We start from the raw sequence: 22,884 nt of genomic DNA, 5'->3' as shown, positions 1-22,884 counted from the left end.
AACTGCCTGATGAAGATCGAAAACCGCGAAGACGTGATGGCACTGCCGCAAGGTGATGTCGGCTTGCTGGACAGCGACGTCGCGCAACGGCTGCTCGCCTCCAAGGAGCTGGCGCGGCTGGCATATGTGGCGGCGGACGGCACGCCACGTGCATTTCCGATGTTGTTCCATTGGACCGGGACCGAGGTAGTGCTCTCGACGTTCGGGGGCGCCAAGGTCCGCGCACTGCGGGCGAGGCCCGACGTCGCCGTCACCATCGACGCCGCGTCCACCCCGCCCACGGTGCTCCTCATTCGCGGTCGGGCGTCGGTCACCGACGTCGACGGGATCGTGCCGGAGTACGCGCTGGCCCAGCGCCGCTACGCCGGGGAGGAACAGGGCGCTGCCAATGTGGCGGAGGTCGATCACCCCGGCACGAAGATGGTTCGCATCGCCGTGCGGCCAACCTGGGTCGGAGTCCTCGACTTCCAGACCCGGCTGCCCGGAGGCACCAGCATGGAGGAATTCGAGAGTCGGGGCCGATCGTGACGACCGAGACCGAAAGCCCGCTCACCCGCCGCCATCAGGAGGACCACTCGTCATGACCACCTACGTATTGATCCCCGGCGCCGCGTCCGACTCATGGTATTGGCATCTGCTGAAGGCCGAGCTGTGTGCCCGCGGCCACGACGTCGTCGCGCCTGACCTGCCGTGCGACGACGATTCGGCCGGGCTGGCCGAGTACGCCGACGTATTGATCGACGCCATCGGCGATCGCACAGGCCTCGTCGTGGTCGCCCATTCCTTTGGCGGGTTCACCGCACCGCTCGTGTGCGATCGGGTACCGGTTGAGCTGCTCGTGCTGATGACGGCGATGATTCCGTCGCCGGGTGAGCCGGCCAGCGACTGGTGGGCCAACACCGGCTGGGAGCAGGCCAGGCACAAGCAGGACAAGCGCGACGGCAGGGCCCCAGGCGACGACACTGCCCTGTTTCTCCACGACGTCCCGCCCGAGCTTGCGGCAGAGGCTACAAAAAGGAGCCGCGATCAGTCCGGCACCCCATTCGTGAAGCCGTGGCCGCTCGCCGCCTGGCCACCTGTGTCAACGAAGTTCTTGCTGTGCCGCGACGACCGCTTCTTCCCAGCCACGTTCATGCGCCGCATCGTCAGGGAACGCCTGGGCATCGTCCCCGACGAGATCGACGGCGGCCATAGCGTCGCCCTCAGCCGTCCCAAAGAGCTAGCCGACCGGCTGGAGGCCTACCAGACGGACGCGCGGCGACACCCGGCAAAGACCGCCCCACGCCCATTCCAGCCCGCTACACTCTCCACGCCCAAGCCGCTGACCAGCTCTAATGAAGAATTCCGGCTGGAGTACTACTGAGGTTTTCGCTTTGGCGTCGGGTGGTGACTGTTGGTGATCCCTGCGGTATGCCGGTGGGATGCGGAGGGTGGGGGCCTGACTGCTGAGCGGCGGGCGTTTCGTGAACAGGTGCGGCTGGAGGCCGGCGGGCGGTTCGCGGCGGGTGAGAAGACCGCGGTGATCGCGAAAGAGTTGCGGGTGAGCGAGCGGTCGGTGGAACGCTGGCGTCGGGCTTGGCGGGAGGGTGGTCTGGAGGCCCTGCGTTCCGCTGGGCCGGCGAAGGTGCCGAGGATCTCGGATGTCCGGTTCACAGTGAGGAAATTTCATCCTGATTTCGCTGGTCACGGGCCTGGTGTGAGCTTGTAGTGGGGTACTCGTGCTGGCCAGGACATGATCGGCAGGCGGAGATCGTCTGTCACCTCTGCACTTCTCTGTTCGCCAGGACGAGCAGGGCCCGCAGGAGGGTGGTCGCGTGGCGGGTGTTCATACGGACCTTGCTGAGGAATCGCCAGGTCTTCAGGTTCGCGAAGCCGTGCTCGACGGCGGCGCGTTCACGGCTGAGCAGGCGGTTGGCCTCCTCCTCGGCGTCGGTGAGCCGGTGGTTGAGGGTGGCCTTGCGGCCGGTGATGATCACCGGGTTGTCGGGGTCGTCGTCCAGGCCGATGAAGCCGAGGTCGGCCAGGGCCCCGAGTTTGGCCTCGCGGAGATGCTCGGTGAGCTTGTTGTGGCGGGCGGTGGTGATCTCGCTGGACCGCCCGGGCTGGCCGTGGAGGTCCAGATCAGGTTGCCCTTCTCGTCGGTGAGCGCAAGAAACAGCAGGCCGTGGGACTTGTGTTTCCCGCTGTAGTTCTTGCGGTTCTCTGTCCTGGTGCGGCGGCGGGTGCGCACGAGGGTGCCGTCCAACAGGACGACCACCCCGTCATCGTCGGCGATCTTCTTCAGGGCCCGGTCCAGGCGCGGGGCGCGGGCAGAGAGCAGGCCGATCACTTCGATCACCCATCGGCGCACGGTCGAGGCGGAGACGTCGTTGCCGCCGGCCATGTCCAGAAGGCGCTGGTCATGATGGAGAACGGCGAGCACGGTGATCGCTTGGGTTCCCGGGGTGACTTTGCGCCAGCGGGTACCCCAGCTTCTTGCGCTGCTTGCGTATCAGGTCGGCGACGAGGTCGATGGTCGACTTCGACACCGGAAGGCGAACCTGGTAACGGCATCCTGAGAGCCCTCGGCGGGCTGGCTGTTCTTCACGAAACACGCCAACTCCCGCCGGGGGCCCTCGCGTTGTGGCAGGAATCGGCCACTCCGCAGCCGGATGCCGGGCTGGTGTCAGCGCGGTCCGTAGCGGCCCGACGGGGTGCGGTGCAGCCAGCCCCGGTCCGCGAGCCGCCCCAGCTTGCCCCGCATCGCCTCGGTCTGCGCGGGCAGCACGCCCAGCCCCAGCTCCTCGCACACCTCCCGGGTCTTGGCCGGCCCGTCGGACGCACCCGCGACCACCTGCACAATCCGCTGATAACCGGTGGGCAGCACCTCTTCGCTCATCCCCTCGACGCGGTGCGGCACGAGCAGCATCCCGCCGGCTCCCGACGCTTGCGTCGCCGGCGGATCCGGCTCCACCGGATCGGGCGCCACCATCGGATCGTCCCGCCTGCTGCCGTCCGTCGCCTCGGCGTACTGGCCGAACACCACCTCCGCGGCCTCCAGCCGGGCCACCTCGACATCGATCTCGGCGAGCTCCTTACGCAGCCGCTCGGCGCGATCGGCCAGCAGGACCCGCCGTTCCACCGTCCATGTCAGTACATCCACCATGAACTTCCCCTCCCCGGGCCGGATCTTCCTGCCGGACTCTACGAGGAGACAACCGCCCGTACGGCGACTTCGGCGAACGAGGCCCGTGGCAATCGATCACCTGCTACCGATCACGTTCCAGACCAGCCCGAGTACCCCGCCATCGACTCACGCCAGCCCCGTGACCTGCGAAATCAGGATGGAAATTGATCAATCGGTGGCTGCGGGCGATGGCCGCGTTGGAGATACCGTCAGCGGCAGCCAGGACGACCTCAGCTCGCTGGATGCGCCGCAGCGGGGTGGTGCGCGAGTGGGCCAACTGCTCCAGGACCGCCCGCTGGTTCTTGTCCCAGACCACCGTGAACGGGCTGTGCGCCGGCATGACCCCACCCCTGGGTGTCGCCCACCGGCCGGAATGCGTCAGCTGTCGGGGTACCAGATGGTGCTGCGCAGGTCGGCGCCCCGTACGAGCTGGATCCGCCAGGGATCGATACGGATCACGTGGTACTGGGGATCAGTGGGGCCTCCGCGCCAGTACTGGGCGGGGTCGTAACCCAATCCCGGCGGACTGCCCTTGACGTACAGATCCCAGGCGTGGTGTCTGGACTCCTCGTCCTCGGCCCAGGCGGAGACGCTGTCCACGAAAGCGGCGTTCTGGCGGGGGCTCCAGTACGCGTACGTGGTATGCGGGTTGCCCGCCAGGTGGGCCGTCTTGATGGGGGTCTTGTAGGCGGCGAGCCAGCCGACCGGGTGGCCGTCGACGACTTCCCAGACGGGGAACAGCACGCGGGCCCGGGGGCGGTTCTTCCGGTCGACGGTGATCAACGTGGCGTACTTGATGTCGCGGACATAGGCGAAGAAGGTGTCTTGAATATCGGAGAAGGCACCGGCTTTGGCGGCCATGAAGGCTCCTTGCGGGGGCGGGGGCGGGGGCGGGGGCGGGGGCGGGGGCGGGGGCACGGGCGTGGTCAGTGGGGAGCGAAGGTCTCCGTACGATTCGCGGCGCCGTCGTCGAACGCGACCACCGTGCCCGCGGTGCCCTTCGGGGGCCGCAGCCCGAAAGCGGCGACGAGGGCGGCGAGCAGGGCGGCGGCGAGCGGGACGACCAGGGCGGCGTGGTAACCGTCGAGCAGAGCCGCTGGCGCATCCGAATCGGTGGCGGCGACGTTTACGGCGGTGGCAGCGGAGAGGCCGAGCGCGGCGCCGAACTGGAAGGACGTGTAGAGCAGGCCGCCGGCCAGTCCCTGTTCCTCCTCCTCGATACCGGCCGTGGCGGTGATGGTGAGGGGGCCGTACGCCAGCGCGAAGGCGAGGCCGAGGATGAGCAGGCTCGGGAACATCACCGGATACGTCCAGTCGGCGCCGACCGGCAGGAACAGGGCGTACGCGAGCGCGGCCAGCAGCAGTCCGACGAAGATCACCCTGGCGTTGCCGAACCGGCTCACCAGCTTGGGTGTGAGGGTGGGCGAGAGGATCGCGTCGATGCCGATGACGATCATCGCGAAGCTCGTCTGAAGCGTCGACCAGCCGCGCAGCTCCTGCAGATACAGCACCACGAGGAACTGGAAGCCGAAGAAGCCGGCCGCGAACAGCAGCCCCGCGAGGTTGGCGCGGACCAGTGAGGCGTTGCGGAGGATGCCCAGGCGTACGAGCGGGGAGGACGAGCGCCGTTCGACGGCGATGAAGACGCCAAGAAGGACCAGGCCCGCCGCGAGCGTCCCGAGAGTCCAGCCGATACCCGCATGAGAGACACGTTCGACGCCGAGGACGAGGAGCACGATGGCGGAGGTGATGCTGACCGAACCGGCCAGGTCGACCTTCTCTCCGGTCCGATCGGGCCGCGGCGACTTGGGGATGAGCGCGAGCGCGGTGATCAGGATGATGCCGGACAGGACGACCGGGGCGAAGAACACCCATCGCCAGTCGACCGCGGTGAGCAGCCCGCCGACGACCAGGCCGATCGAGAAGCCGCCCGCGGCGGTGCCGGAGTAGACGAGCAGGGCTTTGTCGCGCTGCGGGCCCTCCTCGAAACTCGTGGTGATGATCGACAGGCCGGCCGGGGTCATGAAGGCGGCGGCGACGCCGCTGACGAACCGTGCGACGATCAGCATCCAGCCGTCGGTGGCGAATCCGCCGAGGCCCGAGAAGAGCAGGAAGACGGTGAGCCAGAAGACAAACATCTGGCGGCGTCCGAAGAGGTCGGCGGCCCGTCCTCCCAGCAGCATGAAGCCGCCGTAGCCGAGGACGTATGCACTCATCACCCACTGCAGATCACCAGTGGACATGCCAAGGTCGGAGCGTATGGAGGGAAGGGCCACATTGAGCATGGCCACGTCGATGCCTTCCAGGAAGATCGCACCGCACAGAACGAACAGCACGCCCCAGTCACGCACACGCATGTGAATTCCTCGATGGTGTGTAGGGAAGTTCTTGGCTCACCACCATTGATGAGGCGCGATGGGGGAACAACGGCGAAGATCGCAACGTTCGTTCAGCCAGGCTTACCAATCCGGCGATCTGGGGACGAACATGGAACGCGTTGAACTGGAGTGCTTTCTCATCCTCGCCGAGGAGCTGCACTTCGGCCGCACGGCGGATCGGATGCGGCTGTCGCGCGCTCGGGTGAGCCAGCTCGTCCAACGCCTGGAACGCCGCATCGGCGCCCCGCTGTTCGTCCGTACGAGCCGCCGCGTCGCCCTCACCGCCCTTGGCCGGCAGCTCCGCGACGACCTTGAGCCGCACTACCGCGCGGTCGAGGCCGCCATCGCACGGGCCACCGCCTCCGCGCGCGGTATCAAACGCGGTATCAAGGGGGTGCTGCACGTCGGGTTCTCCAGCCCGCCGGCCGGGGAGATCGTGATGAGGGCCGCGGAGGCGCTCCGTATCAGCCACCCCGAGTTGGGCGTGGAGATCTGTGAGGTGCCGTTCTCGGACCCGTTCGGGCAGTTGCGCAACGGCGAGTTCGATGTGCAGCTCACGGAGCTCCCCGTGCGCGAAGACGATCTGGGCGAGGGGCCCACCCTGCTCACGGAGGAGCGTGTGCTGGCGATCTCGTCCAGGCATCCGCTGGCCGCCGGGGAGAAAGTGTCGCTCGAAGATCTGGCCGATGTGCTGTTGCTGACCATCGACGGTGAACTCCCGGACTACCGGCTGGAGCACCATGTGCCAGCGCGCACGCCCAGCGGCAGACCGATCGGCCACGGTCCGGCCGTCACCAACATGCAAGAGGCACTCCTGCTCGTCGCCGGCGGCAAAGGGGCCTTGCTGTCAGCCGCGCACACCGCCGCGTATTACACCCGGCCCGGCGTCGCGTACATTCCGTTCGAGGACGCCGACCCCATCGGCTACGGCTTGGTATGGCGGGCCGGGGACGACACCAGCGCCGTCCAGGTCTTCGCGCGAACGGCGCTTGAGGTGGTGCGGAACACCCACGGCATCTAGGGTCCGCTAGAACCCAAGCACCCGGCCGGGGGCCCACCCTCCTCACGCCCTGGCGGCCGCACCACCTGCCCCCGGGCGCAGCACCGGCAGTCCGGCCCGCAGCCGTTCCAGGAACTCCGGCACATCGATGCTTTCGTCTTCCGGGTCGACGACCTCGGCGACGAACGCCTCCACGATGTTCTCGCTGCCGAAGTCCGCGTCGTCATCGTCGCCATAATTGTCCACCAGGCGAGCGCCGGGGGCGGAAACGCGGAGATCGTGGTCGTAGTTGATGACCCATGGGGTCTCTACGGTGCGGGTCTCCAGGATGCCGTTGTTGTAGTCGCCGTAGACCAGATGGGTGAAGGTGCCGTCCTGGATGTAGATTTCGCAGTCGCCGCCCTCCAGGGTCTCGGCCCGGGTGGTACCGCCGACGTAGAGCCCCGGCAGAGACTCGTAGAGCGCGATCGGGCCGGACACCGTCAGATCGCCGGTGATCACCACCAGGTCCACGTCGTCCAGACTCCCGATCCCGGCGACGGCGTCAAGGAAGCCCCCCTCCAGTACCAGATCGCCGTCGAAGAGCAGGACATTGTCGTAGTAGCGCTCGAAGGAGGCGGAGAGAGCCTGCACAAGGCGAGTGTCGGCCTCTGCGAAGGAGAGGCGTTCGGGTGCGGAGTTGTTGGCCATGTGGGCGACGATAGGACACGGGTATGACAGTCCTTCAATGCCCTTCTGGTCTAGCCGGTGGCGGTGCTGCCGGTGCTGTTCCACCTGCTGTGGTCGCACGAACTGGTGGTGGAGCGGGCCCAGGCGAAGGCAGAAGAGCTGGGGGTGAGTCTTCGCACGGTGCAGAGCCGGCGGTCGCGCTATGCCCGCCAGGGGTTATGGGGGGGCTGGTCGATCAGCGGCCGGTGCGGGTGACGGAAGCGACGGGCAGGGCGCGGCTGGTGGCCGCGGTCCGCCAGGTGCTGGATGCCGAGACGCATACTTCGCCTGACCGCCGCCGCGAGTCTCCCCTCCCAAGCCGCTGTGACCCGCCTCGTCGAGGTCACCCTGGCCGACCTGTGGCGCCCGGCCCCCTGAACTCCCTGTGTCGCCTGACAGGGGCTCCTTCCCCGGTCAGGCGACACGTGCGTTGCGAGTGCGCGATGATTCCGGCGGGTTCAGGCTGCGTTCGCCTTGGTGGGCTGCTCCTCGCTGTGAGTGGAATCCGGCGCGGGGGCGGTGCGCAGGGTGAGCAGTGACGCGAGTGCGCCGACGGCAGCGAGGGCTGCTGCGCCGAGGAAGGCGGCGGAGAACCCGTTGGTGAGCGCACCGGGGTTGCCGAGTTCGCGGGCGCCGTACGCCGCGGACACGGCCGTCATCGCGGCCAGTCCGAGAGCGGAGCCGACCTGGTAGCTGGTGTTGACGATGCCGGAGGCCAGGCCGCCTTCTTCGGGGCGTGCACTGGACAGCGCGGTGCCGAGGGAGGGGATGAACGCCAGCGACATGCCGGCCGCGGCCAGCAGGGAGGCGGGCAGGACGTCGACCCAGAAGGTGCCCTCCGCCCGGGCGAAGGACAGCCACAGCATGCCTGCCGCGAGGGCCAGCAGGCCGGTGACGATCAATGGCTTGGTCCCGAAGCGGGCGATCAGGCGGGGCGCCAGGACGATCATCATGATCATGATGGCGACCGTCATGGGCAGCAGGGCCGCGCCGGAGGCGAAGGCGCCCAGTCCCAGGACCTGCTGGAGGTAGAGGTTGAGGAAGAACCACATCGGGATCCACGCGGCGGCCATCAGCAGTTGCGCGATGTTCGCTCCGGCCAGGTTGGGGGCCCGCCAGATACCCAGCCGCATCAGCGGCTCGCGGCGCTTGGACTGGATGGCGATGAACGCGGCGATCAGGGCCACGCCGGCCAGCAGTACGAGCCAGGTCTGGGCTGAGCCCCAGCCGGTTTCGGGGGCGCGGACGATGGCGTAGACGGCGGTGGCCAGTCCCACGGTGACGGTGGCCGCTCCCGCGAAATCGACGGAGCCGCGGCGGACCGGGGCCGAGGGCATGACAGCCGGGGTGGCAGCCAGCACGACCAGGGCGATCGGGATGTTGATGTAGAACACCCAGGGCCAGCTGGCGTACTCGGTGATGACACCGCCGAGGAAGACGCCGGCGGTGCCGCCTGCCGGGGCCGCGGCGCCGTACAGAGCCAGCGCCTTGGTCAGCTCCTTGGGGCGGGCGCCGAAGAGCGTCATCAGCAGGGTCAGGGCGGAGGGGGCGATCAGCGCGGCACCGATGCCCTGCAGGGCACGGCCGGTCAGTTCGACCCAGACCTCAGAGGCGAGGCCGGCGACCAGGGATCCCGCGGCCATCACGGTCCAGCCGGCAACGAAGATCCGCTTGGCGCCGAACAGGTCGGACAGCCGCCCGCCGAGCAGGAGAAGCCCGCCGAAGGCAACGACGTAGGCGTTGAACACCCAGGACAGGCCCTCCGGGGAGAAGCCCAGGTCAACCTGCATCTTGGGGAGAGCCACACCGATGATGGACGTGTCCATGATGACCGCGAACTGGGCCAGGGCTATGAGGACGAGCGCCGTCCAGCGGTGTGGACTTGGAGGGGCGGTTGGGGTTGACATAACTATCTCCTATACCGGAGGGGGGTATATCTTCTCGGGTCAGCAATATACCCCCCTCCGGTATCCCGAACTGCTCCGGTCCCCGAATCGCCAGCGGCTCTTCCCCGTCTGGGGGCGGCAGGTCGAGGTCAAACGTCACGGTCGTAGGCGACCACCACCCAGCGACGCCACGGCGGCGACCTCGCCGCCGTCCTGCAGCAACCAGGGCGACCACGTCACGAAGAACCGTTCCACCCATGGACTCGCGGAGTACCGTCGGTACGCGCTCACCGCCGCAGGTCTTATCCCGAGGCAGTCGCTTTGATGCCGCTGATCGCCTCGCCCCACTGGCCGCACCTGGCCGTTGGCGCCGCCACCAGGCAGTCCTGTTTCTTCGCCGAGGTGGGCAAGCGCGTTCTCCTTCGGGAGGGAAGGTCGTGAGAAGGAGCAGAACTCCCAGACAGAGCAGCGTGGTTGCGGCACCAGCGCCCGAAAGATGCAAGATCGAACTGCATGGGCCCGACCGCCGCCGACCACGGCAGTCCTTCATCGCCCAGCTGACGTTCCGCGCACGCATACAGCGATGGGGAAGAAAGGGTCGAGATCCCGGAGGCCGGACATCTCGCATGGCAATGGGCGCCATTCGGCGGCTACTTGCTCTGCACGTTCAGTTGTACGTGACTGGGGACACAGGTGTACGCCGACAGCACTGCGACAACGGCCAAGAATTCCACGTGCTGCCCGGCGGACGTGTCGAGCCTGGTGAGACGGCTGCCGAGGCAGCCGGCCGTGAGGTGCGGGAGGAGACTGGACTGCGGGTCAGTGTCGGTGAACTGCTCTGGGTCCGCGAGTACCTGCCGGAGCGGCATTCCGGCAATCCGTATCAACGCACCCAATTGCAGCAGCTTCAGCTGTACTTCAAAGCCCAACTGGACTCCGACGCCGCGTTGCTGGCGACGGCGCCAGACCGCACACAATCGGCCGTAGTCTGGCATCCCCTGGCCACGCTCAGCGAGCTGGTCGTAGACGTGGCCGGTGCGCATCGACTCGCACTGGAGGTCGTAGCGGACATGCCGGAAGGCGGCATGGCCCGCACGTGAAGGCCGTGCTCGGCGAGCAGGTATTCCCCGAATCTGTCCGGTGAGACCTCGATGTCGGTGAAGAGCTGCTCGCGGCGGGCAAAGGTGTCCTCCGCGAACCACTGGCGCTTCAGCACGTGCCTGCCGTCGACAGTGGGGATGAACGAGGCATAACCGCGCTCATGGTCGGGCCCGAGGGCATCGAACATATGGTTGTCGAAGTAGTGAGTCTGGAACTCCCCCTGGTATTCCGGGCGGCTGCGCTTGAGACCCGAAACGGTGCAGGCCACGACCTGGTTGAGGGCAGGATTCGGCCCCGAGCGGCGTGGAACGCAATGCTCGGCTCGGAAGGTGTGGGCAAGGCTTTCGGGGCCAGCCCCTTGGCCTCTGTAGGCGTTCCTAGCCTCAATACCGGTAACTTAGCGCTTTGGTGTGCGTTTGACCCGTTTGGGTTTGGTGGCGCCAACGAGGGTGATAGCCGCGGCGGTGGGTGGGCGGTCTGCAGTCCGGTGGGCGGCACGTTTGAGGGGCCAGCCGGCGACTTTGCGTTTGATGACGCGGGGGTTGGATCGGCGGCGTCTCGGTGGCAGGGGGCGTTCGAGGAGTTCAGCGTGGGTGGCTCTGACCGCGCGAGCGAGTCTGCCGGGGGGAAAATGCCGCCTGGTCGGTGACCTGGCGGCGCACGACACGCAGTGAACGGGCGTAGGAGATCCGGTCGGGGTCCTGGTCGGCCTGTCGCGCGGCGCTCGCCGTCAACTTCTCGGCGCAGGCCACCGGCACCAAGGTCGTCGCCCGCACCCCGCGCGAGTCGACCGGCCGCCCGGAGCTGACCGAGGCCGCGATCGTGGTCTGCGGCGGCCGTGGCGTCAACGGAGCCGAGAACTTCTCGATCGTCGAGGCGCTGGCCGACTCGCTCGGTGCGGCCGCCGGTGCCTCGCGTGCCGCGGTCGACGCCGGCTGGTACCCGCACTCCAACCAGGTCGGCCAGACCGGCAAGTCGGTCTCGCCGCAGCTGTACATCGCCTCCGGCATCTCCGGTGCGATCCAGCACCGCGCGGGTATGCAGACCTCGAAGACCATCGTGGCCATCAACAAGGACGCCGAGGCCCCGATCTTCGACCTCGTCGACTACGGCGTGGTCGGCGGCCTCTTCGACGTCGTCCCGCAGCTGACCGACGAGGTCAAGACCCGCAGGGGCTGACCTCCACGGGTTTCGCCCGACCGCGGCCCCCGTTCCGGGGTTTCGTGAGGAGTGGGACATGCAGGCCCAGGACCGAGGAGCAGCGCTCCCCAGCGGCTGCTTGCCGATGCGGTGTACGCGTACCACACGGGCCGTGTCACACCGTCTCGTGCCCGCTTGATGAATGAGTCCGATGCCTGTGCTGGCCACGACTATGGCGAAGGGCGCCCGTTGGCCTGAGTGTGACTTCTGACCTGGACGCCCTTCTGGCGGCACTGTACGTGTTCATCGACGACCATGTCGCTCCCCGTCGCCGGATCGGGCGACCCCCGAAACTGACGGACGCCGAACTGTTGTGCCTGGCAGTCGCCCAGGTCCTGCTCGGCTTCTCCCACGGCCGCTGGCTTCCTCCCGTGCTGTTTTCGTCGCCGCGACACCGGCAGGGCGGACCCCTATCACGATGAAACGGCTGGTCATCGCGCCCTTGCTGCCCTGGCGGGCCAGGTGCAACGCCGCAGCCGGCGCTGTCCGGCGGTCGTGACCAGGTCCTTCAAGGACTGGGCCGGCTCGCGGTAACACCACAACCTGGCCGGTCAGCCCCCATCCAAGTGCCTCATCCATCGCGTCCAGGGCCAGACGCCACCTCTCCCGGTGCCCCACACCGTCGGGCACCCCCGCTTTCGCGCGACGTCCGTCGTCCGGACCGGCCCACTCGGCAGGGAGAAAGAACCGCCAGTTCAGCGGCACGGAAGCAGCGTCGGTGACGGCATGCAGGCTCACTCCCACCTGGCAAAGCGACTTCTTCCCGAGCGTCCCGCACCACTGCCGGGCCGCCCCCGCCGACCGGTCTCCCGCCTTGGGGAAGGAGGTGTCGTCGATCACCCGCGCCTCCGGACAGATCGCCGCGGTCACCTTCGCCGCAACGGCCCGCAGCACCGGAACGTGGTCCCACGTCGACTGGCTGACGAACGGCTGCAACGCCTGCATGTTGCCGTCCGGCAGCCGCTCCGCCATCGGCTGGATCGACTTCCGCCGCCCGTCCAGCATCAGCCCACGCAGGTAGCAGTCCCCCCACCCGCGCTGATCCTTGCGCTTCAGCGAAGCGAACACCTCGGCCACGAACTCGCCACACACCGGCCGAGCGGACGCCCTTCTTCAGGATTCCGGTGGCGTCGATGGTCAGCACCGCTCCGCAGCCTCCGATCTGCCTCATCAATTGGCACAACTGCACACGCGTGGTCTGCGCGCTGACCGCTATCGCATGGTCGCCCTCACTGACCGGCACACCGCCCAACAGCGGTAGTCAGCGCAGGAAGGGACGGTGTTGTGGCGGATGTCCCGTCCGTCGACGTGCGGAACATAGGCCAGGAGTGCCGGTTAGCCAAACCGGTGATGGTGACGACCATGGGACTTGCTCGCGTTCGGCCCGGTGAGCACCGAAGCCCGTGAGGGAAGCGACGTCTCCAGTCTGCGGCCGCCCTGCTGCGGACCCAGCGCTGGAATGCGGCGATGTCCATGCCTGCGTGGGCGATTCCACGCCCTCAAGGAGAGTGAAGTCGTGTCTGTTCCGATCAAGAAGCTTCCCCCTAATGCGAAGGGGCAGATCCGGTACCGGTTTGTGGTCGACGTGGGAACTCACTCCTCGACTGGGAAGCGGCAGCAGGTGACCCGCACCTTCGGCACGCTGAGGGAAGCGAAGGCCGAGTATGCGCGCATCACGAACCGTCGCTACGAGACGGCGTCCGTGCCGTTCGATGCGAGGACGCTGGACGAGTGGCTCGATCAGTGGCTCGCAAAGAAGGCGGAGGACCTGGAGGTGAGCACCGTCTACAGCTACACCATGACCCTGGGCCGGCTTCGGGGAAGGCTCGGGCACATCCGGCTTCAGGAACTCACTGAGGATGACGTCGAGGCGTGGATGAAGTGGGCGCTGCGGGAGGGACGGGTTCGAGGCGGCAAGGCGGGCACCGGTCTCGGGGTGGCCTCGGTCGAAATGTCGCTGGCGCGGCTGAAGGAGGCGCTCGACCGGGCGGTGACGCGGCGCCTCGTCGAGGTGAACGTCGCCCGGGAGGTGACGATCCCCCGGAACCTTCGGAAAGCGGAGCGGCGGACGAAAGCGATGGCCCCGCCCTGGAACCTCGCGGAGGTACGCGCCTTCGTGTGCGCGGTCAAGGACGACCGACTGTGCGCCGCTTTCCTTCTGTCCCTGATGGGCCTGCGGCCGGCGGAGATCTGCGGGATGCGCTGGGCCGACGTCGATCTGGGAAGGGCCACCCTGGCTGTCACCCGGACCCGGACGCTGATGGGCAACCGGTTCGTGGTCGAAAAGGATGCGAAGTCGCTTGCTGGTGAGCGGCAGCTTCCCCTGCCCGATCTGGTGGGGGAGGCCCTCGCCGACTTCAAGGCCACGCAACTCGCCGAGAAGCTCGCGGCGGGGGAGAGATACGAGGACAACGGGTACGTGCTCGTAGATCGACTCGGCAGGGCACTCAACGGGCGGCAGCTGCGTGAGCGGGCGTACCAGGTCATGGCCGAGAACGCGCTGCGCCGGGTCCGTTTGTACGACGCCCGCGCGAGCTGTTTCACCTATCTGGCGAACAACGGGGTGCCGGACCATCTGCTTGCCCGCTGGGCAGGGCACACCGACGTCCGGACGACGAAGCGTTGGTATGTGAAGCCGGATGTGGAGGATCTACGGCCGGCTGCGGATATGTGGGGAGAACTGGCGATTGCCCCCGCCCCCGCTCACGAAGAGAATGTGAGATGTGGGAGCGTGAGGGGGTGAGTGAGAAGAACGTCGAAACCCTGCAATACCGCTTTGACGGGCCAGAAGAGGCCCCGGTCCTCGTCATGGGGACCTTCCTCGGTGCTACATGGCACATGTGGGACCGGCAGATACCGGAGCTCACCCAGCACTGGAGAGTCTTCCGCTTCGACCTCCCCGGCCACGGCGGCGCCCCCGCCCACCCCGCGACCGCCGTCACCGAACTCTCCGACCGGCTGCTCGCCACTCTCGACGGGCTCGGCGTCCAGCGCTTCGGGTACGCGGGCTGCTCCATCGGCGGCGCGATCGGTGCCGACCTCGCGCTGCGCCACCCGCACCGGGTCGCCTCGCTGGCGCTGGTCGCCGCCTCGCCCCGGTTCGGCAGCGCCGACGAGTTCCGCCAGCGCGGGGTGGTCGTCCGCACCAACGGCCTGGAGCCGATGGCCCGCACCGCGCCGGAGCGCTGGTTCACCCCCGGTTTTGCCGCGGCCCAGCCGGCCATCGTCGAGTGGGCCGTCCAGATGGTCCGCACCACCGACCCCGGCTGTTACATCGCCGCCTGCGAAGCCCTCGCCGCCTTCGACATCCGCGGTGAACTCGGCCGCATCACCGTTCCGACCCTCGTACTGGTCGGCGCCGAGGACCGGGTCACCGGGCCGGGCGACGCCCGCACTCTGGTCGCGGGCATACCGGACGCCCGGCTCGCCCTCGTCCCCGGCGCCTCCCACCTCGCCCCGGTCGAGCAGCCCGGAGCCGTCACGGATCTGCTCCTCACCCACTTCTCCACGGCCTGGCAGGACACCCTCGCCGCCATCCCCGTCCCGCCCTTCGCCCCGCAGCTCTCCACCCCGGTGCTGCCCGTCGCGGAGATCACCGCAGCCACACCGCAGCCCGACACCGGGACCACCGGACGCGCCGACCCGTACGAGTCCGGCATGAAGGTGCGCCGCGAGGTGCTGGGCGACGCCCATGTGGACCGGGCCATGGCCACCTCCGACGATTTCACCGGCGACTTCCAGGAGCTGGTCACGCGCTACGCCTGGGGCGAGGTCTGGACCCGGGAGGGCCTGGACCGCCGTACCCGCAGCTGTGTCACGCTCACCGCGCTGGTCACCTCGGGCCATCTGGAGAGCCTGGCCGTCCATGTCAGGGCCGCGCTGCGCAACGGCCTCACCCCGGCCGAGATCAAGGAGGTGCTGATGCAGACCGCCGTGTACTGCGGTGTACCGGCCGCGAGCGCCGCCTTCTCGATCGCCCAGATCGTGATTCAGGAAGAAACGACGCTCCGCCCGTAGCAGGATGGGGCCATGAACACCGTGAACCCCATGCACCTGACACTGACCAAGAAGACGCACTCCTGCATCCGTCTGGAGAAGGACGGGCAGACGCTCGTCATCGACCCGGGCGGCCTGTCGGAGGAGGACGCCGCCGTCGGCGCCGACGCGATACTGGTGACGCACGAGCACTTCGACCACTTCGACGAGGGGCGGCTGCGCGCCGGCATGGAGGCCAATCCGGCCGCCGAGATCTGGACCCTGCGCAGCGTCGCCGACCAGGTCTCGGCGGCCTTCCCGGGCCGGGTCCACACCGTCGGCCACGGCGACACCTTCTCCGCGGCGGGCTTCGATGTACAGGTGCACGGCGAGCTGCACGCGGTGATCCACCCGGACATTCCGCGTATCACCAACATCGGCTTCATGGTGGACGGTTCACTCTTCCACCCGGGCGACGCGCTCACCGTCCCCGACCAGCCGGTCGACACTCTGCTGCTCCCGGTGATGGCCCCCTGGAACAAGATCTCCGAGGTCATCGACTACGTACGCGCGGTCAAGCCGCGCCGCGCCATCGACATCCACGACGCGCTGCTCGCCGATCTGGCCCGCCCGGTCTACGACAACCAGATCGGCAGCCTCGGCGGCGCCGACCACGGCCGGCTGACCCCGGGGGACTCGACCGGTCTGTGATTGCCGCCGGTCCGGCGACTGTCAGTGGGAGCCGCTAGGTTTACGTACATGCGCATCGCCACCTGGAACGTCAATTCGATCACCGCCCGGCTCCCGCGGCTGCTGGCCTGGCTGGAGAGCACCGGCACGGATGTGCTGTGCATCCAGGAGACCAAGTGCACAGCCGAACAGTTCCCGGCGGACGAGCTCCGCGAACTCGGCTACGAGTCCGCGGTCAACGCCACCGGCCGGTGGAACGGGGTCGCGCTGGTCTCCCGGGCCGGCCTGTCCGACGTCGTCCAGGGGCTGCCCGAAGGTCCCGAGTACGACGGGGTGCAGGAGCCCCGGGCGATCTCGGCGACCTGTGGCCCGGTTCGCGTCTGGTCGGTGTACGTGCCCAACGGCCGCGAGATCGAGCACGCGCACTACGCGTACAAGCTGCGCTGGTTCGAGGCCCTGCAGAAGGCCGTCGCCGCGGACGCCGCGGGCTCGCAGCCCTTTGCGGTCCTGGGCGACTTCAATGTGGCCCCGACCGACGAGGACGTCTGGGATCCGGCGCTGTTCGAGGGTGCGACCCACGTCACTCCTGCCGAGCGCGCCGCCCTTGCGGCACTGCGTCAAGAGGGCCTGTCCGACGTCATGCCGCGCCCGCTCAAGTACGACCGCCCATACACCTTCTGGGACTACCGGGAGCTGCGCTTCCCGAAGAACAAGGGCATGCGGATCGACCTCGTCTACGGCAACGCGCCCTTCGCCGCGGCGGTCACGGACAGTTATGTGGACCGTGAGGAGCGTAAGGGCAAGGGCGCGTCCGACCACGCCCCGGTGGTCGTGGACCTCGATCTCTGACGCCTCGGACGTCGGCCGTCGTTGTCAGTGGTCGCCGATACGGTGGTCGATGTCCTTATCCCGCTCGCTGGCTGCTTGCTGTGACCAGGACAGCCCCGCCCGTTCAGCGCCGGGCGGGGCTTCATTCATGGCCGGTCAGACCACAGGAACTCCGGTGCGACTCTGGTCGGCGGCCCGACGCATCCCCAGTGATGCCCCGGCGGTGCCCAGCGCCAGGACCATCAGGAGTGCGCTCACCCACAGCGGTGAGCGGAAGCCGAACCCCGCGTCGATCGCGAGCCCACCGAACCAGGGGCCGAGCGCGCCGCCCACATTGAACGCGGACGTGGCGAACGAGCCGGACAGGGTCGGTGCGTCGGCCGCCAGCCGGAACACCCACGAGATCAGCGCGGTCCCGGTGCCGAACGCAAGCATGCCCTGGACGAAGACGAGCGCGACCGTTGCGAACGTGCTTCCCGCGGTCAGCGCGAACCCGGTCCAGCCGACGGCGAGCGAGAGCAGACCGGCCGTGGTGAGGGCGACCGGCCGGGCGTCGATGATCCGGCCGGCGACGGTGACCCCGACGAACGAGCCCAGGCCGAACAGTGCGAGCAGGGCGGGCACCCAGGCGGTACCGAGTCCGGTGACATGGGTTGCGAGCGGCTCGAAGTAGGAGAACGCGCAGAACGTCGCCCCTTGCACGAGGGCACTCGTCAGCAGGGTCAGCAGCAGCCGCGGACGGGCCAGGGCCCCCAGTTCGTCGCGTGCGGGTGCGGGGGTGGACTCCGGCCGTGCCCCCGGAATCGTCCTGGCGATCACGACGACAGCCGGTACGGAGACGAGGGCCACGGCCCAGAACGCCGACCTCCACCCCCAGTGCCCGCCCAGCGCCGCACCGGCGGGCACCCCGGCTACACAGGCGATGGTGACGCCCCCGACCACCACGGACGTGGCGCGTGCCCGGGCCTCGGGTCCGACCATGGAGACCGCCGTCACCAGGGCCACGGCCCAGAAACCGGCATTCGCCAGCGCCCCGACGACCCGCGTCGCGAGAAGCACCCCATAGCTGGGGGTGAGCGCGCCGATGACATGGACGGCGCTGAAGACACAGAGGAAGAACAACAGAGCACGGCGGCGCGGCCAGTTCCGGCTGAAGAGCGCCATCAACGGCGCCCCGACGACCATCCCGATCGCGAAGGCCGAGGTGAGCAGCCCCGCGGCCGGAATGGATACGTGGAGGTCGGCGGCGATGTCCGAGACCAGACCGGACAGCATGAACTCGGATGTGCCCTGGGTGAAGACGGCGAGTCCGAGCGCGTAGACAGCAAATGGCATGAAGAAACCCCATGGACGGCTGATGGATGGACCAGGCAGGGGGTGTGGGCCGCGCCCGCCCGTCATGACGAGCGGCAACACGGAAGAACGTCCGGGGTGTTCAAGGACGGGACTCGACAACTCGGCAGGCGCCGGAGCCGGAGAATCTGCGCACGAGTGCAACACGAGCGCATACGGGAAAGCGCAGCCCACACCGCGGTGGTCCTGCGGCGGCAGCCCGGCGGCGAACCCACGACCGGTACTCGGCCGTACGGGATCAACTCGACAGCGGATCAGCCACCGGTGGACCGGTGGCTAGTCTCTGTCGGACTCGGGGCTGGACATGATCGCGAAGCTACCAGCTCGGATCTCCTCGCCGCCACCTCTTTTGCCGCCGGAACAGCCGAGCACCGGCAGGTCAGCGGCATCCTGTGCACGCTGATGGCGGAGGCCCGGATCGGTGCCGGGTTCGGCGAGCGTTTGCGCACCGGCTTTCTGGAGCGGCGCCGCGACGTGCTCCGGACGGTCCTCGACCGCGCCGCGCACCGCGGCGACCTGCCGGCGCGTCCGGCCCCGTCCACGGTGCTCGACCGTGTTCGGCACGCTCTGATACCGCGTCCTGGCCACCCGCCATGCCCTCGGCGGCGACCTCGCCGAAGAGCTGCGGCCGTCCTCGCGCCGGATCCGGACCCTGCCGCGTCCGGCGGCCGGGAAGGGCAACCGTGACCGTGTTGCCGGGGGTGGTTGCGGGCGGCGCGCACGGCGGCGCGTGGCCGGGGCGCTCGCGTCCGGTTCAGCACTCGAACGACAGGCCGCGCGCCCTGTGGTGCGTAGCACGCCGGGGATGCGACCCTGAGTGGTATGAACATCCCTTTCTTGGACAACTGGCGTAAGCGTCACGACGGTGCGCGAGGGGCGGGGCTCGCGGCCGCCGTCGCGGCTGATCCTGAGGGCGTGGCCGAGCTCCTCGCCGAGTGCGAGCTGCTGCGTGTCCGGGCGGGGCAGCGGGGGCTCGAACTCGACGACAGCCCGGCCTCATTGGCGGCTCTCGATCAGTTGCCGCCGCGCTGGCGCGACGATCCCGAGGAACTGCCCTGGTTGGGCAACGACGCGGGGCTGTACCTGGGCACGGTTCTGGTGCGCAACGTGCCCGGTGCGGTCTGGAACATCTGGCCGAGCGGACGGCCCGTGGTGCGGCTCGCCTCGGGGCGGGAGATCGATGTGGTCGAGGCCGGGCTGGACTGGGCGATGGCGGGCAGTCCCGAGCTCTCGCAGGTGTACTCGGAGTCGGCCGAGGGGTAGGACTTTCGCTAGAACCAGATAAGACGCCTTATGCCCCATTTGTGCGTGTCGGAGGCGATGCCCCTTTTCGCGCTGGATAGTTTGCGCTGACCTCGACATAGCGACAAGTGGGTGGGGCAGCGTATGGCCGTCGATCCGTTGATCGAGCTGCGGGACGTCAACAAGTTCTACGGGCAGTTGCACGTATTGCGGGACATCAATCTCACCGTCGGCCGCGGGGAGGTGGTGGTGGTCATCGGCCCCTCCGGCTCCGGTAAATCAACGCTCTGCCGGACCATCAACCGGCTGGAGACGATCGAGTCGGGTTACATCGCGATCGACGGCAGACCTCTTCCCGAGGAGGGGAAAGGGCTGGCCCAGCTCCGGGCCGAAGTGGGCATGGTCTTCCAGTCGTTCAACCTGTTCGCGCACAAGACCGTGCTGGCCAATGTCTCGCTCGCCCAGCTCAAGGTCCGCAAGCGGAAGAAGGACGACGCCGACCGGCGCTCCCGGGAACTGCTGGAGCGGGTCGGACTAGCCTCGCAGGCCGAGAAGTTCCCCGCCCAGCTCTCCGGCGGCCAGCAGCAGCGGGTGGCCATCGCGCGCGCTCTCGCCATGGACCCCAAGGCACTGCTCTTCGACGAGCCCACCTCAGCACTCGACCCGGAGATGATCAACGAGGTGCTGGAGGTCATGCAGCAGCTCGCCCGGGACGGCATGACCATGGTCGTCGTCACGCACGAGATGGGCTTCGCCCGCTCCGCCGCCAACCGCGTGGTCTTCATGGCCGACGGCCGCGTCGTCGAGGACCGCACTCCCGAGGCGTTCTTCACCGCTCCTGAGAGTGACCGCGCCAAGGACTTCCTGTCCAAGATCCTCAAGCACTGACGGGGAGCTCCGTGTTGCGTACGAGAAGAGTTCTGGCCGCCTGCGCCGGTCTCCTGCTGGCCCTGCTCGCCGCCGGTTGCGGCAAGGAGGGCAGCCCGCCGGTGAAGGGCCCGAAGCCCGAGCAGCTGCCCGTGTACAAGGTCGACACCAGCTTCCGGCTGCCCGAATCACCGACCTGGAAGAAGGCGAAGAAGCGCGGATACCTCCGGGTCGGGGCCAAGGAGGACCAGCCCTACCTGGGCGAGAAGGACCCGGCCACCGGCGTCTACTCCGGCTTCGACATCGAGATCGCCAAGATGATGTCGGCCTCACTCGGCTTCGACCCGAAGACGATCCGCTTCAAGACCATCGCCTCCGCCAACCGCGAGACGGCGCTTCAGAACGGCCAGATCGACTACTACGTCGGCACCTACACCATCAACGCCATGCGCAAAAAGCTCGTCGGCTTCGCCGGGCCCTACTTCATGGCCGGGCAGTCGCTGCTCGTCCGCACCGACGAACACGACATCAACGGCCCTCAGGACCTGGCCGGCAGGACGGTCTGCTCGGCGGCCGGATCGACCCCGTACCAGCGGATCGCCGCCGACTACCCGAAGGCGATCCTGGTCGCCTACGACACGTACTCGATCTGCGTCGACAACCTGCTGACGTACCAGGTCGACGCCGTCACCACCGACGACGCGATCCTGCTGGGCTTCGCCGCCAAGGCGCCCAAGGAGCTGAAGGTGGTGGGCAAGCCGTTCTCCGAGGAGCCGTACGGCATCGGCGTCCCGCGCAGCGACAACGCGCTGCGGTTCGCCCTCAACGACGCCCTGGAGACGAACGAGAAGAACGGCAACTGGAAGAGGGCGTTCGAGGCCACACTCGGTCTGTCCGGGGTGCCCGCGCCGACTCCGCCGCCCATCGACCGCTACCCGGCGACCTGAGAGGGCGGGCATCGACCATGGACGTACTCACACAGAATTTCTCGCTCTACGGCAAGGGCTTCCTCGGCACGGTCGAGCTGACCGTCTACTCCTCGATCCTGGCCCTGCTGCTCGGCTTCTTCATGGCCTCCTGCCGGGTGGCTCCCGTCGGCTCGCTCCGGGTGCTCGGCACGGTCTGGGTGACGGTGCTGCGCAACACCCCGCTGACGCTGCTCTTCTTCGCCGTCCTGCTCGGACTGCCGCGCTTCGGCCTGGTGCTTCCCTTCAAGGTCTTCGCGGTCCTCGCGCTCGGCTGCTACACCTCCGCGTTCATCTGCGAGGTGCTGCGCTCCGGCATCAACACCGTGCCGACGGGGCAGGGCGAGGCCGCCCGCAGCCTCGGGATGACGTTCGGTCAGACGCTGAACAACATCGTGCTGCCGCAGGCGTTCCGTTCGGTGATCCCGCCGATCGGCTCGACGCTGATCGCCCTCGCCAAGAACTCGGCGATCGCCGGGGCCTTCAGCGTCACCGAGCTGCTCGGCACCTACAAGACCCTCAATGAGCTGGGTTACAGCATCATCTGGACCTTCGTCTGGATCGCCGTCGGCTACCTGATCATCACCCTGTCCATCAGTGCGCTCTTCAACGTGCTGGAGAAGCGCTGGGGAGTCGCCCGATGACCACCCACACCGCGCCGTCCCCCACCGCGCTCTACGACATCCCGGGCCCGGTGACCCGCAAACGCCACCGCTTGTACGGGATCGTCTCGACGGCCCTGATCCTCGCCCTGGTCGGCTGGGTCGTCTATCTGCTCTTCGACACCGAACAGTTCACCAGCGCCAAATGGACACCCTTCGAGTACAAGGGTATTCAGGAGTTGCTGCTGCGCGGACTGGGCAACACACTCAAGGCGTTTGCGTACGCCGCAGTGCTCTCCCTCGTGCTCGGGGCGGTGCTCGCCGTCGGCCGGCTCTCCGACCACCGGGTCGTGCGCTGGGTCTCGACGCTGCTGGTCGAGTTCTTCCGGGCCATGCCCGTTCTGGTGATGATCTTCTTCATCTTCGTGGCGCTGAAGGTGCAGCCGCTGCCCGCGCTGGTCACCGGTCTGACCCTGTACAACGGCTCGGTGCTCGCCGAGGTGTTCCGCACCGGGATCAATTCGGTGGAGCGCGGCCAGCGCGAGGCCGCGTACGCCCTGGGGATGCGCAAGACGCAGGTCACCACGTTCGTACTGGCCCCGCAGGCGGTGCGTGCCATGCTGCCCACGATCATCAGCCAGCTGGTGGTGGCGCTGAAGGACACCTCGCTCGGCTATCTGATCACCTACGAGGAATTCCTCCACGCGGGAAAGCTCGTCGCGTCAAACCTCGACTACGATCTTCCCTTCATCCCTGTGGTGATGGTGATCTCGCCGATCTACATCGGGATGTGCATGCTGCTCTCCTGGTTCGCGACCTGGGTGGCCAAGCGGGAGCGGCGCAATCCGAAGACGAAGGCCGTGGAGGTCGCACCGGCCGAACCAGGAACGCTCCTGCCGGGAGTGCAGTGACCGGGACCCGCT

21 protein-coding genes and 6 pseudogenes are annotated in these 22,884 nt (G+C 68.1%); 18 read left to right on the top strand and 9 right to left on the bottom strand.

All coding sequences use genetic code 11. The annotated features are described in order from the left end of the window. Window positions 1–9 precede the first annotated feature (9 nt). The 3 genes and pseudogenes from OG609_RS06800 to OG609_RS06790 form a co-directional block, all read left to right on the top strand. Window positions 10–528: a pyridoxamine 5'-phosphate oxidase family protein gene (locus tag OG609_RS06800; protein ID WP_327271964.1), complete on the top strand. Its 519-nt coding sequence runs from the start codon at window positions 10–12 to the stop codon at window positions 526–528. 52 nt (window positions 529–580) lie between these two features. Next, window positions 581–1,363, top strand: a complete 783-nt coding sequence (locus OG609_RS06795; RefSeq protein ID WP_327271963.1) for an alpha/beta hydrolase — start codon at window positions 581–583, stop codon at window positions 1,361–1,363. Window positions 1,364–1,399: 36 nt separating this feature from the next. Further along, window positions 1,400–1,651, top strand: a pseudogene (locus OG609_RS06790) (helix-turn-helix domain-containing protein); the annotation flags it as partial. Window positions 1,652–1,757: 106 nt separating this feature from the next. On the opposite strand, the pseudogene OG609_RS06785 reads toward OG609_RS06790, so the two are convergent. From OG609_RS06785 to OG609_RS06770, 4 genes and pseudogenes are all read right to left on the bottom strand, one after another. Then, window positions 1,758–2,383, bottom strand: a pseudogene (locus OG609_RS06785) (transposase family protein). A gap of 282 nt (window positions 2,384–2,665) precedes the next feature. Next, the gene (locus OG609_RS06780) at window positions 2,666–3,145 is read right to left on the bottom strand and encodes a hypothetical protein (protein WP_327271962.1); all 480 of its coding nucleotides are present in this window, start codon (window positions 3,143–3,145) and stop codon (window positions 2,666–2,668) included. A gap of 399 nt (window positions 3,146–3,544) precedes the next feature. Further along, complete coding sequence (locus OG609_RS06775) at window positions 3,545–4,027, bottom strand: pyridoxamine 5'-phosphate oxidase family protein (RefSeq protein WP_327271961.1); 483 nt, start codon at window positions 4,025–4,027, stop codon at window positions 3,545–3,547. A 65-nt stretch (window positions 4,028–4,092) separates the two neighbouring features. Further along, window positions 4,093–5,523 carry an MFS transporter gene (locus OG609_RS06770; protein WP_327271960.1) on the bottom strand — a complete coding sequence of 477 codons (1,431 nt, stop codon included), beginning with the start codon at window positions 5,521–5,523 and terminating at the stop codon, window positions 4,093–4,095. 130 nt (window positions 5,524–5,653) lie between these two features. Between OG609_RS06770 and OG609_RS06765 the strand changes: the two genes are divergently transcribed. Continuing rightward, window positions 5,654–6,565 carry a LysR family transcriptional regulator gene (locus OG609_RS06765; RefSeq protein WP_327271959.1) on the top strand — a complete coding sequence of 304 codons (912 nt, stop codon included), beginning with the start codon at window positions 5,654–5,656 and terminating at the stop codon, window positions 6,563–6,565. Between the two features lie 42 nt (window positions 6,566–6,607). On the opposite strand, the gene OG609_RS06760 is transcribed toward OG609_RS06765, so the two are convergent. Further along, the gene (locus tag OG609_RS06760; protein WP_327271958.1) at window positions 6,608–7,234 is read right to left on the bottom strand and encodes a hypothetical protein; all 627 of its coding nucleotides are present in this window, start codon (window positions 7,232–7,234) and stop codon (window positions 6,608–6,610) included. A 57-nt stretch (window positions 7,235–7,291) separates the two neighbouring features. On the opposite strand from OG609_RS06760, the gene OG609_RS06755 reads away from it, so the two are divergent. Further along, a complete protein-coding gene (locus OG609_RS06755; protein WP_327271957.1) occupies window positions 7,292–7,468 on the top strand; it encodes a hypothetical protein in 177 nt (58 codons plus the stop codon). A gap of 242 nt (window positions 7,469–7,710) precedes the next feature. On the opposite strand, the gene OG609_RS06750 is transcribed toward OG609_RS06755, so the two are convergent. Then, window positions 7,711–9,159 carry an MFS transporter gene (locus OG609_RS06750; RefSeq protein ID WP_327271956.1) on the bottom strand — a complete coding sequence of 483 codons (1,449 nt, stop codon included), beginning with the start codon at window positions 9,157–9,159 and terminating at the stop codon, window positions 7,711–7,713. A 713-nt stretch (window positions 9,160–9,872) separates the two neighbouring features. Between OG609_RS06750 and OG609_RS46095 the strand changes: the two genes are divergently transcribed. Further along, a complete protein-coding gene (locus OG609_RS46095) occupies window positions 9,873–10,238 on the top strand; it encodes an NUDIX domain-containing protein (RefSeq protein WP_442817944.1) in 366 nt (121 codons plus the stop codon). A 585-nt stretch (window positions 10,239–10,823) separates the two neighbouring features. Here the strand turns inward: OG609_RS46095 and OG609_RS46090 are convergent. After that, window positions 10,824–10,973, bottom strand: a pseudogene (locus tag OG609_RS46090) (IS4 family transposase); the annotation flags it as partial. On the opposite strand from OG609_RS46090, the pseudogene OG609_RS06740 reads away from it, so the two are divergent. Both OG609_RS06740 and OG609_RS06735 read left to right on the top strand, forming a co-directional pair. Continuing rightward, window positions 10,963–11,418, top strand: a pseudogene (locus OG609_RS06740) (electron transfer flavoprotein subunit alpha/FixB family protein); the annotation flags it as partial. The pseudogenes OG609_RS46090 and OG609_RS06740 sit on opposite strands and share 11 nt — an antisense overlap. Before the next feature lie 221 nt (window positions 11,419–11,639). Next, window positions 11,640–11,804 (top strand): annotated as a pseudogene (locus OG609_RS06735) (IS982 family transposase); the annotation flags it as partial. Here the strand turns inward: OG609_RS06735 and OG609_RS06730 are convergent. Then, window positions 11,746–12,531, bottom strand: a pseudogene (locus OG609_RS06730) (IS701 family transposase); the annotation flags it as partial. The pseudogenes OG609_RS06735 and OG609_RS06730 sit on opposite strands and share 59 nt — an antisense overlap. A gap of 424 nt (window positions 12,532–12,955) precedes the next feature. Here OG609_RS06730 and OG609_RS06725 point away from each other — a divergent pair. The 4 genes from OG609_RS06725 to OG609_RS06710 are packed head-to-tail and all read left to right on the top strand — an operon-like array spanning window position 12,956 to window position 16,953. Then, window positions 12,956–14,182 carry a tyrosine-type recombinase/integrase gene (locus OG609_RS06725; RefSeq protein WP_327271954.1) on the top strand — a complete coding sequence of 409 codons (1,227 nt, stop codon included), beginning with the start codon at window positions 12,956–12,958 and terminating at the stop codon, window positions 14,180–14,182. Next, a complete protein-coding gene (pcaDC, locus tag OG609_RS06720; RefSeq protein ID WP_327271953.1) occupies window positions 14,161–15,456 on the top strand; it encodes a bifunctional 3-oxoadipate enol-lactonase/4-carboxymuconolactone decarboxylase PcaDC in 1,296 nt (431 codons plus the stop codon). The genes OG609_RS06725 and pcaDC overlap by 22 nt, the downstream gene beginning before the upstream one ends. 12 nt (window positions 15,457–15,468) lie before the next feature. Beyond that, window positions 15,469–16,125 (top strand): MBL fold metallo-hydrolase, encoded by a 657-nt coding sequence (locus OG609_RS06715; protein ID WP_327271952.1) that lies wholly within the window; start codon window positions 15,469–15,471, stop codon window positions 16,123–16,125. Between the two features lie 48 nt (window positions 16,126–16,173). Then, the gene (locus tag OG609_RS06710) at window positions 16,174–16,953 is read left to right on the top strand and encodes an exodeoxyribonuclease III (protein WP_327271951.1); all 780 of its coding nucleotides are present in this window, start codon (window positions 16,174–16,176) and stop codon (window positions 16,951–16,953) included. A 135-nt stretch (window positions 16,954–17,088) separates the two neighbouring features. Here OG609_RS06710 and OG609_RS06705 read toward each other — a convergent pair whose 3' ends face one another. Beyond that, entirely contained in the window at window positions 17,089–18,267 is a 1,179-nt protein-coding gene (locus OG609_RS06705) for a Cmx/CmrA family chloramphenicol efflux MFS transporter (protein WP_327271950.1), read from the bottom strand. Here OG609_RS06705 and OG609_RS06700 point away from each other — a divergent pair. From OG609_RS06700 to OG609_RS06675, 6 genes are all read left to right on the top strand, one after another. Further along, window positions 18,166–18,972 carry a TetR-like C-terminal domain-containing protein gene (locus OG609_RS06700; RefSeq protein ID WP_327271949.1) on the top strand — a complete coding sequence of 269 codons (807 nt, stop codon included), beginning with the start codon at window positions 18,166–18,168 and terminating at the stop codon, window positions 18,970–18,972. The two genes, OG609_RS06705 and OG609_RS06700, sit on opposite strands and share 102 nt — an antisense overlap. A 135-nt stretch (window positions 18,973–19,107) precedes the next feature. Next, a complete protein-coding gene (locus OG609_RS06695) occupies window positions 19,108–19,548 on the top strand; it encodes a DUF6278 family protein (RefSeq protein ID WP_327271948.1) in 441 nt (146 codons plus the stop codon). A 123-nt stretch (window positions 19,549–19,671) separates the two neighbouring features. After that, window positions 19,672–20,415, top strand: coding sequence for an amino acid ABC transporter ATP-binding protein (locus tag OG609_RS06690; RefSeq protein ID WP_327277958.1), 744 nt, complete (start codon window positions 19,672–19,674; stop codon window positions 20,413–20,415). Between the two features lie 14 nt (window positions 20,416–20,429). Then, a complete protein-coding gene (locus tag OG609_RS06685; protein ID WP_327271947.1) occupies window positions 20,430–21,341 on the top strand; it encodes a glutamate ABC transporter substrate-binding protein in 912 nt (303 codons plus the stop codon). A gap of 17 nt (window positions 21,342–21,358) precedes the next feature. Next, window positions 21,359–22,003, top strand: a complete 645-nt coding sequence (locus OG609_RS06680) for an amino acid ABC transporter permease (RefSeq protein WP_327271946.1) — start codon at window positions 21,359–21,361, stop codon at window positions 22,001–22,003. Further along, window positions 22,000–22,872: an amino acid ABC transporter permease gene (locus tag OG609_RS06675; RefSeq protein WP_327271945.1), complete on the top strand. Its 873-nt coding sequence runs from the start codon at window positions 22,000–22,002 to the stop codon at window positions 22,870–22,872. Before OG609_RS06680 ends, OG609_RS06675 begins: the two co-directional genes overlap by 4 nt. The last annotated feature ends 12 nt before the right edge of the window (window positions 22,873–22,884 follow it).

The organism is Streptomyces sp. NBC_01224, from assembly GCF_036002945.1.
GTDB lineage: Bacteria > Actinomycetota > Actinomycetes > Streptomycetales > Streptomycetaceae > Streptomyces.
The sequence above is the reverse complement of the archived record's forward strand: the minus strand, read 5'-3'. Positions and strand labels throughout refer to the sequence as shown.